This is a genomic window from Nocardia sp. NPDC102475 (assembly GCF_055584605.1).
This window is the reverse complement of the sequence record NZ_JBVJLS010000014.1, coordinates 183666-199282: the sequence shown is the minus strand read 5'-3', so window position 1 is coordinate 199282 and position 15617 is coordinate 183666. Positions and strand designations below refer to the sequence as shown.

Here is a 15617-nt window from a genome sequence, read left to right as displayed (position 1 = left end):
CTAGTGACGCAACGACCGGCGATAACCGGCGGGCGTCGTGCCGGTAGCCGCGCGCAGATGCACCCGCAGCGCGGTGACGCTACCGAATCCGGACTGTGCCGCAACAACTTCGACGGGCAGTTCGGTAGTCTCCAGCAACTCTCTGGCACGCACGGTGCGCTGTGCCTCCAACCAGCGCCGCGGCGTGGTACCCACCTCGGCTTTGAATCGGCGGATGAACGTGCGTTCACTCATCAGCGCATGTCCGGCAAGCGCCGAAACATCAGGCGCCGCAGCCGGATTCGCCGCCGCCCAGGCCATGGTCGCGGCCAGGGCGCCGGGGAAGTCATTGCCGCCCAAGGCATCCGGAATGTATTGCGCCTGACCGCCCTCGCGGTGCGGTGGTGTCACATTCCAGCGGGCCAAATCGGCCGCCACACCCGCGCCCAGCTCTCGACGCACGATATGCAGGCACAGGTCCATTCCCGCGGACAATCCCGCCGAGGTGAGCACATCACCGTCGTCCACGTAAAGTGCGGCGGGGTCGAGCTTTACCGCTGGGAACAGTGCGGCGAATTCATCGCAATACGCCCAGTGGGTGGTGGCGGGCCGCCCGTCCAGGAGTCCGGCCCGCGCCAGGATGAACGCGCCCACACAAATGCTCACCATGGTCGCGCCGCGCTCCGATGCGGCCCGCAGCGCATCGAGCACCTCGTCGGCCGGCGGCAGCGTGGGCAACCCGATTCCCGGAACCACCACGATGTCGGCGCTCGCCAACGCCTCGAGCCCCTCGTCGACCCGGAGTTCGAAACCGTTCGGGGTCCACACCGGACCCGGCCGCACTCCACAGGTCCGCATCTCGAACCCCACCGGTTCCCCCGTCTTGCCCGGCCCGTGGCGGAATGCCTGGACCGCGCAGGCCAGGTCGTAGGTCATGACGCCATCCAACGCCAGCGCGACTACCTGCTGCACATCCTCAGTATGGCATGAATCCGAGTATGACCGGAATCCCTGCCATCAGCTGCGCACCGCGCAGGGTGAGGCACCCGCCTCGTGCACTTGTTGATCAGATGCCCCGGCGCCTCGGCCGACGCAACAGGCGCTGGCTTTCGCGCACAGCGCGTACCCTGCGCGCAAAAGCCGAACACTATGCGATGCATGGTATTTGGACAGCACCGAGAGGTTACTGGCGCTGGCGGTCGTGACGGCGCTGGGCGGCCATGACCTCGACCGTGTGCTGACGGATCCAACCGAGGAACTGGTGCAGCGATTCGGTGAGTCCCCGGCCGAGTTCGGTGAGTTCGTAGCTGACCCGCGGTGGCGTGGTGGGCTCGACGGTGCGCGCGATCAGCCCGTCGCGCCCGAGCGTGCGCAACGTCTGCGACAGCATTTTCTCGCTGATACCACCGATTTTGGCGTGCAGCTCGGAGAACCGTAGCGGCCCGTCGGTCAGCGCGGTCAGGATCAGCATGCCCCAGCGGCTCGTGATGTGGTCGAGCACCTCGCGTGCCGGACACTCACTGTTGAATGCGTCACTCATGCCCTGCCAGGTAGTGGGCTCGACCTGGGAACGTACCGCCATTTCTGGAGCTTACCTGAAGGTATGTCCTTACCATCGGTAAGCCCAGCGGCCTACGCTGCCGCCATGGTCACAGTTGTTTTCGGAGCCAGAGGCAATGTCGGTCGCCACGTGGTGGAGGGCCTGATTTCGAGAGGGGAACAGGTCCGTTCGACGAGCAGGGAACCCGCCACCGCAGGCTTGCCGCCGGGCGCGGAGGTCGTCGCGGCCGATCTCGAGCAGCCCGAAACGTTGCCCGCCGCACTCGAAGGCGCGCAGCGCGTTTTCCTCTACGCCAAGCCCGAGGGGATCGACGGTTTCGTTGCGGCCGCCGAAGCCGCCGGGATCCAGCACGTGGTGTTCCTATCGTCGGGCGCTGTGCTGCAGAGCAATGCGTCGAGCAATCCAATTGCCTTGATGCACAGCGTCATCGAGTCCGCCATCGAGAAGTCCGGTCTGAATTGGACCTTCATCCGCCCCGGCATGTTCGCGACGAACGCCCTCTGGTGGTGGCAGCATTCCATCCGGGACGAGGGTGCCGTCCGGCTGCCCTATCCCGAAGCCAGGACCGCACCCATCCACGAGAAGGATCTGGCAGCACTCGCGGTGACCGCGCTGACCGAGCCCGGTCACCAAGGCCAGGCGTACACCGTATGGGGCTCCGAGTCACTGACCCTGCGCGAGCAGGTGCGGCAGATCGGTGCGGCCATCGATCGCGAGATCGCTTTCGAAGTGATTTCCGATGAACAGGCCCGTGTGGAGCTGGGCAAGACCATGCCGGAGATCGGCGTCGAGGCCGTCCTGGCCGGATGGAAGGCCGGCGTCACCGAACCACCGCAGGTATCGACGATCGTCGAAGACCTCACCGGCCGCCCCGCCCACACCTTCGCCCAGTGGGCACAAGATCACGCTCTCGACTTCCGCTGACCGATCGCCTGTCCAGCCCGAACTCCTGACTGGTGAGCGTACGATTGGCGGGAATCCGAGGGTTACTGACATTTGCGCCACTCGTCGGTGGCCGGCTCGGGGGCTTCACTGAGAGCGAGCCGTCTTCGAGGAGAAGGAGATCGACGTGGGTGCGCCTGTCGGGATGGATTGGGAATGGGCGACGCGTACGAGCGGGGCGCTTTCCGGTCGTCAGCGCAGGCAGCTGACTGCCAAGCTCGTTGCGGGATTGCCCCGGCTCGTCGCGGGACAGATCGCGATGGGGCTCGGTCGACGCGGGAACGGGCGGGTGGATTTCGCGGAACTGAAACTGCCCGATTCGAAGCTGGCCAAGGCCACGGAAGAGGAAGCGCGGGAATGTCTTTCGGTGCACATGTTGGAGCACTCGTATCGGAGTTACTTCTTCGGGCGTGCGCTCGCTGAAGTCGACGGCACGCGATACGACGACGAGTTGGCCTACGTTTCCTGCCTGCTGCATGATTTGCATCTCGAACATCCAACGCCCGGAAGGTGTTTCGCGGTGACCGGGGCGGAGCGGGCCGTCGAATTCGTCACCGGGGCGGGTGCGACAGCGGAACAGGCACACACCGTCGGTGCCGCGATCGCCGCGCACCTCACCGTCGGAGTCGCCGATGAGGTCGACGATCTCGGCTTCGTTTCCGCCGGCGCGTCGGTGGACGTCTTCGGGGCACGGATGTCCGACCTCGATCCGAGCTGGGTCGAGGAACTGCTGCGCCGCCATCCGCGGCACAACTTCAAACAGCATGTGACGCAAGCGCTGACGAATGAGGCGGCCGCAATGCCGGACGGACGGATCCGATGGCTCTTCCGGACTGCGGGCTTCCGTCAAGTGATCCGGTTCGCGCCGTTCTCCGAATAAATCCCGCCACAGCCGAATCCGCCCGCACCATCGCGAAAGATGGTGCGGGCGGTGCCGCGAGTTCGTCGATTATTCAGCCACCACGGAGCGAGTCTTACGAGCGACGTTCGCGGCCCGTCTCGCGGCCGAGTGGCCGAAGCGCATGCGCCGCAGGCGCTGCAAATTAGGCAGAGCCCAGGCGCTCCTTCAGCGCCTCGAACTCGTCGCGCACGCCGGAGGGCAGCTTGTCGCCGACGAATTCGAACCACTCCTCGATGAGCGGGATCTCCTTGCGCCATTCGTCCGCGTCGACGGCGAGTGCCTCGTCGACATCGACGGGATCGACCTTCAGACCCTCGAGATCCATCTGGGCGGCGGTGGGCACATTGCCGATCGCGGTCGGCTCGGCCTGCGCCGAACCCTCGATGCGGCCGACGATCCACTCCAGCACGCGGGAGTTCTCACCGAATCCGGGCCACAGGAAGCGGCCGTCGCCACCGCGACGGAACCAGTTCACGTAGAAGATCTTCGGCAGCTTGTTCGCATCGGCGTTCTTGCCGACATTGATCCAGTGGTTCAGGTAGTCACCGACGTGGTAGCCCATGAACGGCAGCATCGCCATCGGGTCGCGGCGCACGGTGCCGACCTTGCCCTCGGCGGCGGCGGTCTGCTCGGACGACAGGGTCGCGCCCATGAAGACGCCGTGCTGCCAGTCGAAGGATTCGGTCACCAGCGGGACCGTGGTCTTGCGGCGGCCGCCGAACAGAATTGCCGAGATCGGCACACCCTGCGGGTCGTCCCATTCCGGAGCCAGGATCGGGCACTGCGACATCGGCGTGCAGTACCGCGAGTTCGGGTGCGCGGCGAGGGTTTCGGTCTCCCGCAGGTACCAGTCGTTGCCCTTCCAGTCGATCAGGTGATCGGGCTCGCCCTCCAGGCCCTCCCACCAGACGTCGCCGTGATCGGTGAGCGCGACATTGGTGTAGACCGTGTTGCCCGCCTCGACGGTCGCCATGGCGTTCGGGTTCGAGCTGCGGTTGGTGCCCGGCGCGACGCCGAAGAATCCGAACTCGGGATTCACCGCGTACAGGCGGCCGTCCTTGCCGAACCGCATCCAGGCGATGTCGTCGCCCAGGGTCTCCGCGCGCCAGCCGGGAACCGTCGGCTGGATCATCGCGAGGTTGGTCTTACCGCAGGCGCTCGGGAAGGCCGCGGCGATGTAGTACGCCTTGTCCTCGGGGGAGATCAGCTTGAGGATCAGCATGTGCTCGGCCAGCCAGCCCTCGTCGTGGGCCATGGCCGAGGCGATGCGTAGCGAGTAGCACTTCTTGCCGAGCAGCGCGTTGCCGCCGTAGCCGGAGCCGTAGCTCCAGATCTCGCGGTCCTCGGGGAAGTGGGTGATGTACTTGGTGTCGTTGCACGGCCACGGCACATCGGCCTGGCCGTCGGCCAGCGGCGCGCCGACCGAGTGCAGGGCCTTCACGAACGGCTTATCGGTGCCGAGCTTCTCCAGCGCGGCGGTGCCCATGCGGGTCATCACGCGCATCGAGACCACGACGTATTCGGAGTCGGTGAGCTCAACGCCCAACTTGGGGTCCTCGGCGCCGAGCGGACCCATGCAGAACGGCACCACGTACATGGTGCGGCCCTTCATCGAGCCGCGGTACAGCTCGGTCATGGTGGCGCGCATCTCGGTGGGGTCGACCCAGTTGTTGGTCGGGCCCGCGTCGGCCTCGGTCTTCGAACAGATGTAGGTGCGGGATTCGACACGCGCCACATCGGAGGGGTCGGAGAGGGCGAGGAACGAGTTCGGCTTCTTTTCCTCGTTGAGCTTCTTGAAGGTGCCCGCCGCAACGAGCTGGGTGGTCAGCCGATCCCACTCTTCGTCGGAACCGTCCGCCCAGACCACTCGCTCTGGCTGAGTGAGTTCTGCGACGTCCTGTACCCAGGCGAGTAGTTCGCTGTGCTCGGTCGGCTGCTTGCCGTCGGAATCGCGAAGACCAGGAATGGTCGCTGAGGTCATGAAAACTCTCCTGAGATGGGCGGTTCACGGTGTTTCCGCCTGGCCTGACCATTTCGAGCGACCTGCGAGCAGTCGCTACGGCAAGGCCCATGACCAGCGCGAACACACCGAGCGCCACCGTTGGCGGGAAGGCACCCGCTACGACCAGTCGAAATCGCGTCATGGATGGACCGCGTACAAGGACGAAGCGGACGCCCAGGTTCCTGCTTAAGAGGTTAACGCGATGTGACGACCAGTACGGAATCGGGTTCCCCCAGGAGTACCCACCAAGTTACCTAGTCAAAGAAGTCCGATACCGGTCGAGGATGGCGATATCGCGTTCGCAGGCGGCGAGCTGTCCCGGTTGCTCAGCCGCGGCACGGCGCAGTCTGGCCTCCAATTCGGCCACCTGACGGTCGATTTCGACGATTCGCTCGGTGCTCGCGCGCATGACGCGGTCCGATAGCGCGGTCTCCGATTCCACCAGCGCGGTGGCGACCCGCTGCTCCAATTGGGCTTTCACATTGACCAGCGCGTCGGAGACCCATTGACGGAGGTGCGCACGGTCGGCGACCTGGCCGCGGGCCCGCACCACCCAGGCCGCCGCACCCGCTCCGAGCAGCAGCGTCACGGGCAGGACCGCGAAATTGAGGGCTTGCACGAGCGAGAACGGGGCGACCAGTAGGCGGCCGATGCCGACGCCCGCGGACGCACCCAGCGCGATCATGAGGTGATCTTCGACACCTCGGTGCCTCGGCTCTGGATCCGGACCGACACGCGGGGCCGGATCGCGCCAACGCGGTGGCATGCCGTGGTCGTTTTCCGGCACTGCGCCGACGCGGTCGGTGAGCTCGGACAGCCGCTGATCGATGGTTCCGTCCACGACGTTGGTCAGCTCGTTGACCGCCTGCTGTAAGCGTTCGGGATAGCCGGCGAATTCGGCGCGGCGCAAACGGTCGAGTTCGCCCCGGGCGGCGGCGTGCAGCGCGCGGACCCGGGCCCCGACATCGGTCATCAGATCGACCCTGGCCAGATGCAGTTGGCCGCGCAGGGTGGACATGGCGGTGGCGCGGCCGCCGTCACGCCCGGCGAGCAGTACGGCGCGTTCCTCGCGCCACTGGATCGGTTCCGCGCCGGAGCGCAGCACCGCGACCTGTTCGGCGACCCGTCGGCGGGTATCGGTCAAGACGCGTGTGGTGACCGCGGCGACCCGATCATCGGATTCGGCGCCGGCCGTGGCCGCCGCGAGTTCCGCATGCAGCGCGCCGAGTCCGGAGCGATCGAGCAGACCCGCATCCCCCGCCGCCCGGCCCGCCACCGCGAGCCGCGCCGATACCGGCACGATCTCCAGATCGTCGATGCCCTGGGCAGCGAGCAGTTCGAGGTTGTGCGCCTGCACCGCGCGCCAGTCCTGATAGGCGTGGATGCCGTTCATGGCGAGCAGGATCCGCGTGCCGTCGGCGCGCAGGCGCTGCACCACGTGCAGGGTGTCCGCACCGAGGGCACTACCCGCGTCCAACAGCATGAGCGCGACCGCCGACGGCGCATTACCCGACGGCGTCGTGGTCTCCACCGCTGCGCTCGCATCGGGCACCGGATCCGAGAGCGGGATCCGCGGCTCGAATCGAGCCAGCTCGGTGCGCAACAGGCTCGTATTGGCGTCGTCGGACCCGATCAACGTGACTGCCGACGCCACCCCTGTGCCCTGCACCGCTCGTAGGAGCGCCGTTCCCTGCGGGTTCCACCGTGCGATGACCGCCTCGACCTCCGGAGTCAGCGACGGCTTCCCGGGAGCGGGCGATCCATCAGGGTCCCCGCCGTTCGGAACAGGAGTCGATCCGCGTGACACAACCGCTGGTCCAGCCGCTTCGTCCGCACTCGGCGATGCCTGTGCCGCCGGACCACTCGCGGGCTGGCGTGCAGCGGTAGCAGATTCGTCGCGCTCAGGTGCACCCGAGCCCGACGGCTCCATGCGTGCGGAATCCGGTTGCTCAGAGTCCGGCACTGCTCATCCGTTCCCATAGCCGGATGTAGCCGTTGTGCACGCGGAGGGCGGCGCGGCGAGCCGCGGGGGACATATCGCTGGAGACCACCGCACGCCAGCGGGCGGCGCGGGCCAGGGCGTCGTCGGCATCGGACGGCGCCGGTGCGCGATATCCGGCGGCCAAGTGGGCGACCTCCGGGCAGGCGAGGCCCGCGCAGAGGCCGAGCCAGACGGCGTCGTCGCCGAAGAGGTAGTCCTCCAGCATGTCCCGTGCGTTCGCGCCGTCGGCCGGGACGGCGCGGGCGGCGAGACGGGCCAGTTCGTCGAGGAGTTCGCCGCCGCGCAGTGCGGAGACCTGTTCGTAGCGGCGGTGCAATAAGCGGTGCAGCGGATCGATACCGCTGGCCGCGTGCATGATCTGCAGCAGTGCGTGCGGACCCAGTTCGGGGTCTTTCCGCAACGCCGACAGCGCGCAGGTCACGCCGTACAGATCCCAGCGCTGCAGCAGTTCTTCGCGCTCGGCGACATCCGGTCCGGCCGATGCCGAGACGAACAGGTCGGGCGAAAGCGTGAGCGCCGGATCAGCGGTTTCGGCCAGGCGGCGCAGCGTGGCCATATCGGCCTCGCTCACCGCACCGGCCCTGGTGCGCACGGCCAGCGAGGCGACCACCGGCAGCGTGACGGTCCCGAGGCCGCCGCTGTACTGCTCGGCGGCGGCGACCGCATCACCCCACCGGGATCCGATGGCATCGGCCTTGTTCAGCACCGCGACCGTGCGCTCCGGCGGCAGTTCGGACAGAATCCGCCGGTCCGCGGGCTGTGGCGCACCGGAGAGCACGTAGACGATGATGTCGGCGTCGAGTTCAGGATCGGCCACACCCGGTTCATTGATCGGCGCCGTCTCCACCGCCGACATCAATGCGAGCGCGTGCAGGACGGTGGTCCGCCCGGAATGCGCCCGACCGGTCACCTGAATGCGCGGCGGCCGACGCCACCGCGCGATGGCGGTCCCCACCTGGCCCACGATCCGCGGATCGGCACCCGAGCGCAGCGTCGCGAGCAGGTGGTCGAGTTGGTCCAGTTCCCGTGCGGGTCCGCCCGGTCGGATCCGGGGCCCGTCGGATTCGGTGGCTGTCGGCATAGCTTCGCACCCCCTTTTCGGTGCGCCATTCTTGCAGACATACCGCGCGGACGGGTCAGCTAGCGACTGCTTGCAGGTCGCTCGAAAGGGACAGCTAGCGACTGCTTGCAGATCGCTCGAAAGGGACAGCTAGCGACTGCTTGCAGATCGCTCGAAAGGGACAGCTAGCGACTGCTTGCAGGTCGCTCGAACGGATCAGCTGCCGCTGAAGTATTTGTTCGCGGTCCGCACAGCCCAGTTCGGCGCGTATTTCGCGGCGGCCGCCAATACCTTTGCCTGCGCGCCGATTTCGTAGTGCACCCGCGGCAGCCGTCCGCGCTTGCGGGTCGCGTCCCAGATCCCGTGCGCGACATCCTCGGCGGTCAGCCGCACGCCGAGCGATTTGGTCGTACCGGTCTCGACTCCGTCCACCATGGCGGTGGCCACGAACAGCGGCCACACCGCGATCACCCGGATATCGTGGCGCTCCCATTCGAGATCGAGTGCCTCGGTGAGGTTTTTGACCGCGGACTTGGTCGCGCCGTAGCTGGCGAGTTCGGGTTGACCGTAGATCGCCGATGCCGAGCACAGGTTCACCACCTGAGCACCGGACGTATCGCGCAGATAGCTGAACGCAGCATGCGTACCCGCTATGACCCCGCCGAGATTGACGTCGATGATTGCCTGGTGGGTGGCCAGATCGATCGATTCGAACGAACCCGCGCGCAGGATGCCCGCATTGTTGACGAGGATGTCGAGCCGGTTCTCGTCACCGTTGAACTCCGCGAGACGCTCGGTCCAGTGAGTGTCGTTCGTCACATCCAGCACCCCGGTGCGCACACTGCCGTCGGCGGCGTGGATATCGGCCGCGAGCCTGGTCAGCCCCACCTCATCGATATCGTATGCACCGACGTGATAGCCCTGTGCTGCGAAAAGTAGGGCCGTGGCCCGGCCGATCCCCGCCGCCGCACCGGTGATGAACACAGTCGGTCTACTCATGCGCGCAGTCTAGTGCGGCGGCAAGCCCCCTACCTCGGGGTTCCCACAGATGCCATGGTCACTTAATCTGACGGGATGGTCGGCACCATCGTCGGTGCGCAGCTTGGCTTTTCGAACGCGGCAAGCCGACCAGGCGGAATCCGTTCCGCTGGTCTCGATGAGGAGGTTGCCGTGACTGTCGATGTCATCGGTGTCGAGCCGGACGCGTCCGGCGATCGGAAGCCACTGCTACCAAGTAGCGATCCATTCCTCCGTCCACCGAAGGGTTTCGCGGCCCGTCCGGCCGGGACCATCCTGCGCAGCCGTCGCGTCGAACTCGCACTGTTCGGTCTTGTACCGCAGCAGGTCTCGGCCTGGCAGCTGCTCTACCGCAGCTGTGACATGCACGGCACCCCGGAAGCGGCGGTCACCACGGTGCTGCTGCCGCTCGACGCCGACCCGAACGAAGACCGCCCGCTGCTGGCCTTCCAGACCGCCATGGACGCGGTCGCCGAGCGATGCTCCCCCTCCTACGCACTGCGTCGTGGTTCCCACGCACTCGGCTCGGTCACCCAACTCGAATGGATGCTGGTGGCCAACGCGCTGCGCCGGGGCTGGGCGGTGAGCATCGCCGATCACGAGGGCCCGCACGGGAATTTCGGCGCGCCGCGCGAGCCCGGTTACCGCGGACTCGACGGGATCCGCGCGGCGCTGCGCTTCGCGCCGCTGGGTCTGCGCCCCGATACCCGGATCGCGGTCTGGGGTTATTCCGGCGGCGGTATGGCCAGTTCGTGGTTGGTCGAGATGGCGCCGACCTACGCACCGGAACTCGATATCGTCGGCGCCGTGCTCGGCGCGCCGGTCGGCGATCCCGGCCAGGTATTCACCCGGCTCAACGGCGGGCATTACGCCGGACTACCCGCGATCGTGATCGCGGCGCTACGCAGGCTCTACCCGGCACTGGCCGAGGTATTCGACAGCGATTGCGATGCCGAGGGTCTGCGGCTCATCGAACGCGCCGAACGGTCGACACCGTTGGCGGCGGTTCTCGGGCTCGTCAAAAGAGATGTCGGCCACCATCTGAGCCGTCCGCTCGCCGAGGTACTCGCCACTCCCGATATGCAGGCCATGCTCGACGACCTGCGCCTCGGTCACTCCATCCCGACCTGCCCGCTGCTGGTGTTGCAGCCGGTGCACGACCAGATCATCCACGTGGACGGCGTCGACGGCCAGGTCGAGCGGTATCGCCGCGGCGGCGCACAGGTCACCTATGTGCGCGACCGACTCAGCGAGCACTTCTCGCTGCTCCCGCTGGCCACGCCGATCAGCTTGGACTGGCTCAGCGATCGGCTAGCCGGAAAGCCGGTGCACAAAGTCGGCGACAGCACGGTGTGGTCGGTCGCCGCCTCACCTACAGGAGTGCGCGGACTGTGGGAAATGCTCGGCACCGCATTCAAGGTGGCGCTGGGCAAGCCGCTGCGTCAGGAGGAGACCGAGCCCGCGGCTCGAATCCCCCGCGTACGCGCCGCGTAACCGTTCGTCTCGGGTGACCCGCAAGCGATCCGCTACGACCGCTTGCTGCCCGCATCCTGCGATGCTGGACAATGGAGCGCGTGAACGACGCCGCGAACCATACTGCCGAGTCAGTTCCCGGACCGCCGTCCACAGCTCCGGCTCCGGCGGACGGTGGATCCCGAAAGGGCTCGGGCTCTCGCCTGTACCCCCGCGTGACGAGCTTCCGCTCGCGCCGGGGCGCACTCACCGCGACCCAGCAGCAATCTTGGGATCGCACCTGGCCCAAGATCGGTCGCGACGTGGCCGATGAACCACTCGACGCCACCGCCTGGTTCGGCCGCGAGGCCCCGCTCGTCATCGAGATCGGTTGTGGGACAGGCACCGCCACCGCCGCGATGGCACATGCGGAACCGCATCTGAATCTCATCGGCATCGAGGTCTATCAGCCCGGTCTCGCGCAATTGGTGCAGCGCATCGAGCGCGAGCAGATCGACAACATTCGACTGCTGCGCGGTGACGCTGTGGATGTGTTGGAAAATATGATTGCTGAGCAGTCGCTCACGGGCGTTCGAGTCTTCTTTCCCGACCCGTGGCCGAAGGCGCGACACCACAAGCGGCGGCTGTTGCAGCCCGCGACATTCGCATTGATCGCCAATCGCCTGCGGCCCGGCGGTGTGTTGCACGTCGCGACCGACCACGCTGACTACGCCGAATTCATCGCCGCGGTCGGCGCCGCAGAACCGCAGCTCATCGGGCTGAACGAGACCACGGGCGGGGTCAGCGCCGAGCATCGCGACAGTGCGCCGATCGGCTTCGAAAGGCCCGTCACAAAATTCGAAGGCAAGGCACATCGCGCCGGAAGCGCCATCAACGAGTTCATATGGGGGAAGATCGGATGATGAGTGTCGGTGAGGTGGCCCATGCGGTCGTGGATGTTGCCGGGGAGGTGCACGGAACCGGATCCGAGGTGATCGGCGCGGCTACGCCCGATGTGCGTCGGGTGCTATTGGTCTGGGACGCCCCGAATCTCGATATGGGACTGGGCGCGATCCTCGGCGGCCGCCCGACCGCCGCCTATCGACCGCGCTTCGACGCGCTCGGCCGCTGGCTGCTCGCGCGCACCGCCGAACTATCGGTGGGCAGCGTGACCCGGGTCGAACCGGAAGCGACCGTCTTCACCAATATCGCGCCGGGCACCGCCGATGTGGTGCGGCCGTGGGTGGAGGCGCTGCGCAATGTCGGCTACGCGGTCTTCGCCAAGCCCAAGATCGATGAGGACTCCGATGTCGACGCGGATATGCTCGCGCACATCGAGCTACGCAGCCGCGGTGCCGGGCTGGCGGGCATCATGGTCGCCTCCGCCGATGGCCAGGCATTCCGCGAACCGCTCGAACGATTGGCCGCCAACGGAATCCCCGTTCAGATACTCGGCTTCCGTGAGCATGCGAGTTGGGCCGTAACATCCGATACCCTCGAGTTCGTAGATCTCGAGGACATCCCGGGCGTGTTTCGTGAACCGCTGCCCAGGGTCAGCCTCGACTCGCTGCCCGATGAGGGAGCCTGGCTTCAGCCGTTCCGGCCGCTGTCGGCGCTGCTCACCTCTCGCCCTGCCCAAGGAGTCGCTTAGTGTTCACACGCTGGGGCGATCTGGTCTATCGGCTGCGCTTCGCCGTTATCGGCATGGTCGCGGCCGCACTCTTGGCACTCGGCGGTTACGGCCTGGGCCTGGAAGACCATCTCAGCTCCAGCGGGTGGGACGATCCCACGTCGCAATCGGCCAAAGCGGCCAAGTTGTCCGACGAGGCGTTCGGGCGTGATCACAACAGCGATGTGATCGTGCTCTACACCGCACCGGACGGTAAGACGATCGATGATCCCGAATTCCGGCAGAAGATCGTCGACAGCCTCAATTCGCTGCCGCGCGAACATCCGGATGAGATCTCCAAGATCAACGGCGCCTACTGGCAGACCGAAACCGGTCCGGCGTCACCGTTGACATTCGGTTCGAAGGATAAGAAGTACACCTTCGCCTCGGTCGCCATCCAGGGCAACAACGACACCGATATGGTGCGCAACTTCCGGAAAGTGAAGGATGCCTTCGCCATTCCGGGCGTCGATGTGCAGGTCGCGGGTCTGCAGGCGGTAGCGGGAACGCTCAACGACACCATGGCCGCCGACCAGAAGCGGATGGAGATCCTGGCCATCCCCGCGGTCGCGGTGCTGCTGTTCTTCATCTTCGGCGGCGTGGTCGCGGCGGCGCTGCCGCTGATCGTCGGTGGTCTCACGGTGATCGGCGCCTGGGGCATCGTCCGGTTCGTGACCGAATTCACCGAGGTCAACTCGTTTGTCTCGCCGGTCGTTTCGATGATCGGTCTCGGTCTGGCCATCGACTACGGCCTGTTCATCGTGAGTCGGTTCCGCGAGGAACTCGCCGAGGGCTATGACACCCGTGCGGCCGTGCGACGTTCGGTGATGACCGCGGGTCGCACCGTGGTGTTCTCCGCGACGATGATCATCGCGAGTCTCGGCGGCATGCTGCTGTTCCCGCAGGGCTTCCTGAAATCGATCGCCTACGGCTCCATCGCGACCGTTACGCTGGCCGCGCTGACCGCCATCACCATCCTGCCCGCGATGCTCAGCATTCTCGGGTCGCGGGTGGATTTGCTCGGCCTCAAGCGATTCCGCAAGACCAAGACCGCGGAGGAAGTCGAGACCGGTTTCTGGGGCAAGTCGACCCGCTGGGTGATGCAGCATCCGCTCAAGATCGCGATCCCGATCTGCATCCTGTTGCTGCTGCTGATCATTCCGGTCAAGAATCTGGCCTTCGGCGGTATCAACGAGCGGTATCTGCCGCCGGATAACGCGACCCGCCTCGCGCAGGCGAAGTTCGACTCGATCTTCCCGCTACGCAAGTCCGATCCGATCCAGCTCGTATTCGTCTCCGCTAACAGCAGTGACGTCGGCAAGGTGTGGACCGCGGCCAAGCAGGCGCCCGGCTTGAACGGCACCTTCGACGTGCCCGCTCAGTCCAACACGGACAAGGAAGTGTTCCGCACCAGCGCGACGCTCGCGGATTCGGAGAATCCGGATCCGACCATCGACTATCTGCGCTCCCTCGAAATCCCGGACGACGTGCAGATGTATGTCGGCGGACAGCCCGCGATCCAGAAGGACAGCATCGACGCGCTGCTGCACCGGATGCCGTGGATGATCGCGCTGGTCCTGTTCGTGACCACGTTGCTGATGTTCCTCACCTTCGGCTCACTGGTGCTGCCTATCAAGGCCGCTTTGATGAGCGCGCTCGGATTGGGTTCCACGCTCGGCATTTTGACGTGGATCTTCGTCGACGGGCACGCCGCGGGCCTGCTGAACTTCACGCCGCAGCCGATCATGTCGCCGGTATTGGTACTGATCATCGCGGTTATCTACGGTCTTTCGACCGACTACGAGGTGTTCCTGTTGTCGCGCATGGTCGAAGCGCGTACGCAGGGGGCTTCGACGACCGAGGCGGTGCGCATCGGTACCGCGCAGACCGGGCGCATCATCACCGCCGCCGCACTCATCCTGCTCGTGGTGACCGGCGCGTTCGCGTTCTCCGATCTGGTCATGATGCAGTATCTGGCCTACGGCATGATCGCGGCGCTGTTCATCGACGCGACGATTCTGCGCATGCTGCTCGTCCCGGCCACCATGAAGCTGCTCGGCGACGACTGCTGGTGGGCACCGGCGTGGATGAAGAAGGTGCAGCAGAAGATCGGGCTCGGCGAGCCGATTCTGGACGACGAACGTCCCGGCGGGGGCGAGGTCGTCGACCTGGTGAAGACCACGCCGATCACCGATCCGGTGACGATGCAGATGCCTGCGCTCACCGATAACGTCAGTACTCGGTCGCGGTCACCGCGGCGGCCGCGCACGGTCGAGGAGATCGAGGCGGAGGCGCCGACGCAGCATTTCGCGAAGCTCCCGCCCGAACCACCGGTGCCGCCGTGGCCGGTTGCCGCGCCGCACGATCCGACTCGGCCGCGGGCGAATCCGTCGCTGCACACGCCACCGCCTGGGCCGCCCGTGCCGCCATCCGGACAGGCATCGCCTGCGCCGGGGTTGCCGCCTGCGCAGGGGTCGCCGGCCGTGCCGCTCGGCCAGCCGGCGCCGCCCGCACCCGAGCCCATTCGGCCGCGGCCGATTCCGACGATTTCGGGAGCGTCCGAACCGACTCGTCCGATTCCGCCTGCGCCCACACCGACGCCTCCCCCGCCACCGGTTCAGCAGACGCCCATCCCGGCTCCGGACCATCCGACCCACCACGCGGCATCGGAACGGCCCGCCCCGCCGAATGACGATGCCTCGGACGAGAACCGGAGCAGCATCGAAAACTGGATGGCCGAGTTGCGGTCCAATCGTCGCCGCATCGGCCAGCCCGACGAAGGTCGGCACCACAGCGCGGACGGGCGGACAGTCAGCGTGAACGAGTTGCTGCGGCGGCGGGATCGCGAGTAACGCGTTGCGCGGCTGCGGCTGTGGGGAGCTATGGCTTTCGAATTTCCGGCCTCGGGACGCGTGCCAGCGGAAGGTCGTCGCAGCTCGGGCGGCGAATTCCGGTGCGTCGTTGTTGGTTTCGATGAACCGTGCTGAGGAGACTCGGGGCGGATTCGTCGGTGGCGGCCGAACGACACCGAG

12 protein-coding genes are annotated in these 15617 nt (G+C 66.6%); 6 read left to right on the top strand and 6 right to left on the bottom strand.

Annotated elements, in window-relative coordinates; all coding sequences use genetic code 11:
- Together ACZ60G_RS25385 and ACZ60G_RS25380 are read right to left on the bottom strand one after the other, a co-directional pair.
- Window positions 1–951: a GlxA family transcriptional regulator gene (locus ACZ60G_RS25385; protein ID WP_465812871.1), complete on the bottom strand. Its 951-nt coding sequence runs from the start codon at window positions 949–951 to the stop codon at window positions 1–3.
- Window positions 952–1162: 211 nt separating this feature from the next.
- A complete protein-coding gene (locus ACZ60G_RS25380; RefSeq protein WP_465812869.1) occupies window positions 1163–1561 on the bottom strand; it encodes a winged helix-turn-helix transcriptional regulator in 399 nt (132 codons plus the stop codon).
- Between the two features lie 63 nt (window positions 1562–1624).
- Here ACZ60G_RS25380 and ACZ60G_RS25375 point away from each other — a divergent pair, with 63 nt between their 5' ends.
- Window positions 1625–2464, top strand: a complete 840-nt coding sequence (locus tag ACZ60G_RS25375) for an NAD(P)H-binding protein (RefSeq protein WP_465812867.1) — start codon at window positions 1625–1627, stop codon at window positions 2462–2464.
- 163 nt (window positions 2465–2627) lie between these two features.
- Entirely contained in the window at window positions 2628–3362 is a 735-nt protein-coding gene (locus ACZ60G_RS25370) for an HD domain-containing protein (protein WP_465812955.1), read from the top strand.
- 163 nt (window positions 3363–3525) lie between these two features.
- Here ACZ60G_RS25370 and ACZ60G_RS25365 read toward each other — a convergent pair whose 3' ends face one another.
- From ACZ60G_RS25365 to ACZ60G_RS25350, 4 genes are all read right to left on the bottom strand, one after another.
- The gene (locus tag ACZ60G_RS25365; RefSeq protein ID WP_465812865.1) at window positions 3526–5364 is read right to left on the bottom strand and encodes a phosphoenolpyruvate carboxykinase (GTP); all 1839 of its coding nucleotides are present in this window, start codon (window positions 5362–5364) and stop codon (window positions 3526–3528) included.
- A gap of 271 nt (window positions 5365–5635) precedes the next feature.
- The gene (locus tag ACZ60G_RS25360; RefSeq protein ID WP_465812863.1) at window positions 5636–7039 is read right to left on the bottom strand and encodes a hypothetical protein; all 1404 of its coding nucleotides are present in this window, start codon (window positions 7037–7039) and stop codon (window positions 5636–5638) included.
- A gap of 295 nt (window positions 7040–7334) precedes the next feature.
- Window positions 7335–8468, bottom strand: coding sequence for a hypothetical protein (locus ACZ60G_RS25355; protein WP_465812861.1), 1134 nt, complete (start codon window positions 8466–8468; stop codon window positions 7335–7337).
- A 195-nt stretch (window positions 8469–8663) separates the two neighbouring features.
- Entirely contained in the window at window positions 8664–9446 is a 783-nt protein-coding gene (locus ACZ60G_RS25350; RefSeq protein ID WP_465812859.1) for an SDR family oxidoreductase, read from the bottom strand.
- Window positions 9447–9617: 171 nt separating this feature from the next.
- Between ACZ60G_RS25350 and ACZ60G_RS25345 the strand changes: the two genes are divergently transcribed.
- The 4 genes from ACZ60G_RS25345 (at window position 9618) to ACZ60G_RS25330 (ending at window position 15437) form a co-directional block, all read left to right on the top strand.
- Window positions 9618–10958, top strand: coding sequence for a lipase family protein (locus ACZ60G_RS25345; RefSeq protein WP_465812857.1), 1341 nt, complete (start codon window positions 9618–9620; stop codon window positions 10956–10958).
- 71 nt (window positions 10959–11029) lie between these two features.
- The gene (trmB, locus tag ACZ60G_RS25340) at window positions 11030–11839 is read left to right on the top strand and encodes a tRNA (guanosine(46)-N7)-methyltransferase TrmB (RefSeq protein ID WP_465812855.1); all 810 of its coding nucleotides are present in this window, start codon (window positions 11030–11032) and stop codon (window positions 11837–11839) included.
- Window positions 11839–12567, top strand: coding sequence for an NYN domain-containing protein (locus tag ACZ60G_RS25335; RefSeq protein WP_465812953.1), 729 nt, complete (start codon window positions 11839–11841; stop codon window positions 12565–12567). The genes trmB and ACZ60G_RS25335 overlap by 1 nt, the downstream gene beginning before the upstream one ends.
- Window positions 12567–15437 (top strand): MMPL family transporter, encoded by a 2871-nt coding sequence (locus ACZ60G_RS25330; protein WP_465812853.1) that lies wholly within the window; start codon window positions 12567–12569, stop codon window positions 15435–15437. The genes ACZ60G_RS25335 and ACZ60G_RS25330 overlap by 1 nt, the downstream gene beginning before the upstream one ends.
- Window positions 15438–15617 lie beyond the last annotated feature (180 nt).

Coding starts and splice junctions, on each gene's coding strand:
- ACZ60G_RS25365 (WP_465812865.1), bottom strand. CDS start 5,364: ATGACCTCAGCGACCATTCCTGGTCTTCGCGATTCCGACGGCAAGCAG.
- ACZ60G_RS25350 (WP_465812859.1), bottom strand. CDS start 9,446: ATGAGTAGACCGACTGTGTTCATCACCGGTGCGGCGGCGGGGATCGGC.
- ACZ60G_RS25335 (WP_465812953.1), top strand. CDS start 11,839: ATGAGTGTCGGTGAGGTGGCCCATGCGGTCGTGGATGTTGCCGGGGAG.
- ACZ60G_RS25355 (WP_465812861.1), bottom strand. CDS start 8,468: ATGCCGACAGCCACCGAATCCGACGGGCCCCGGATCCGACCGGGCGGA.
- trmB (WP_465812855.1), top strand. CDS start 11,030: ATGGAGCGCGTGAACGACGCCGCGAACCATACTGCCGAGTCAGTTCCC.
- ACZ60G_RS25370 (WP_465812955.1), top strand. CDS start 2,628: ATGGATTGGGAATGGGCGACGCGTACGAGCGGGGCGCTTTCCGGTCGT.
- ACZ60G_RS25375 (WP_465812867.1), top strand. CDS start 1,625: ATGGTCACAGTTGTTTTCGGAGCCAGAGGCAATGTCGGTCGCCACGTG.
- ACZ60G_RS25380 (WP_465812869.1), bottom strand. CDS start 1,561: ATGGCGGTACGTTCCCAGGTCGAGCCCACTACCTGGCAGGGCATGAGT.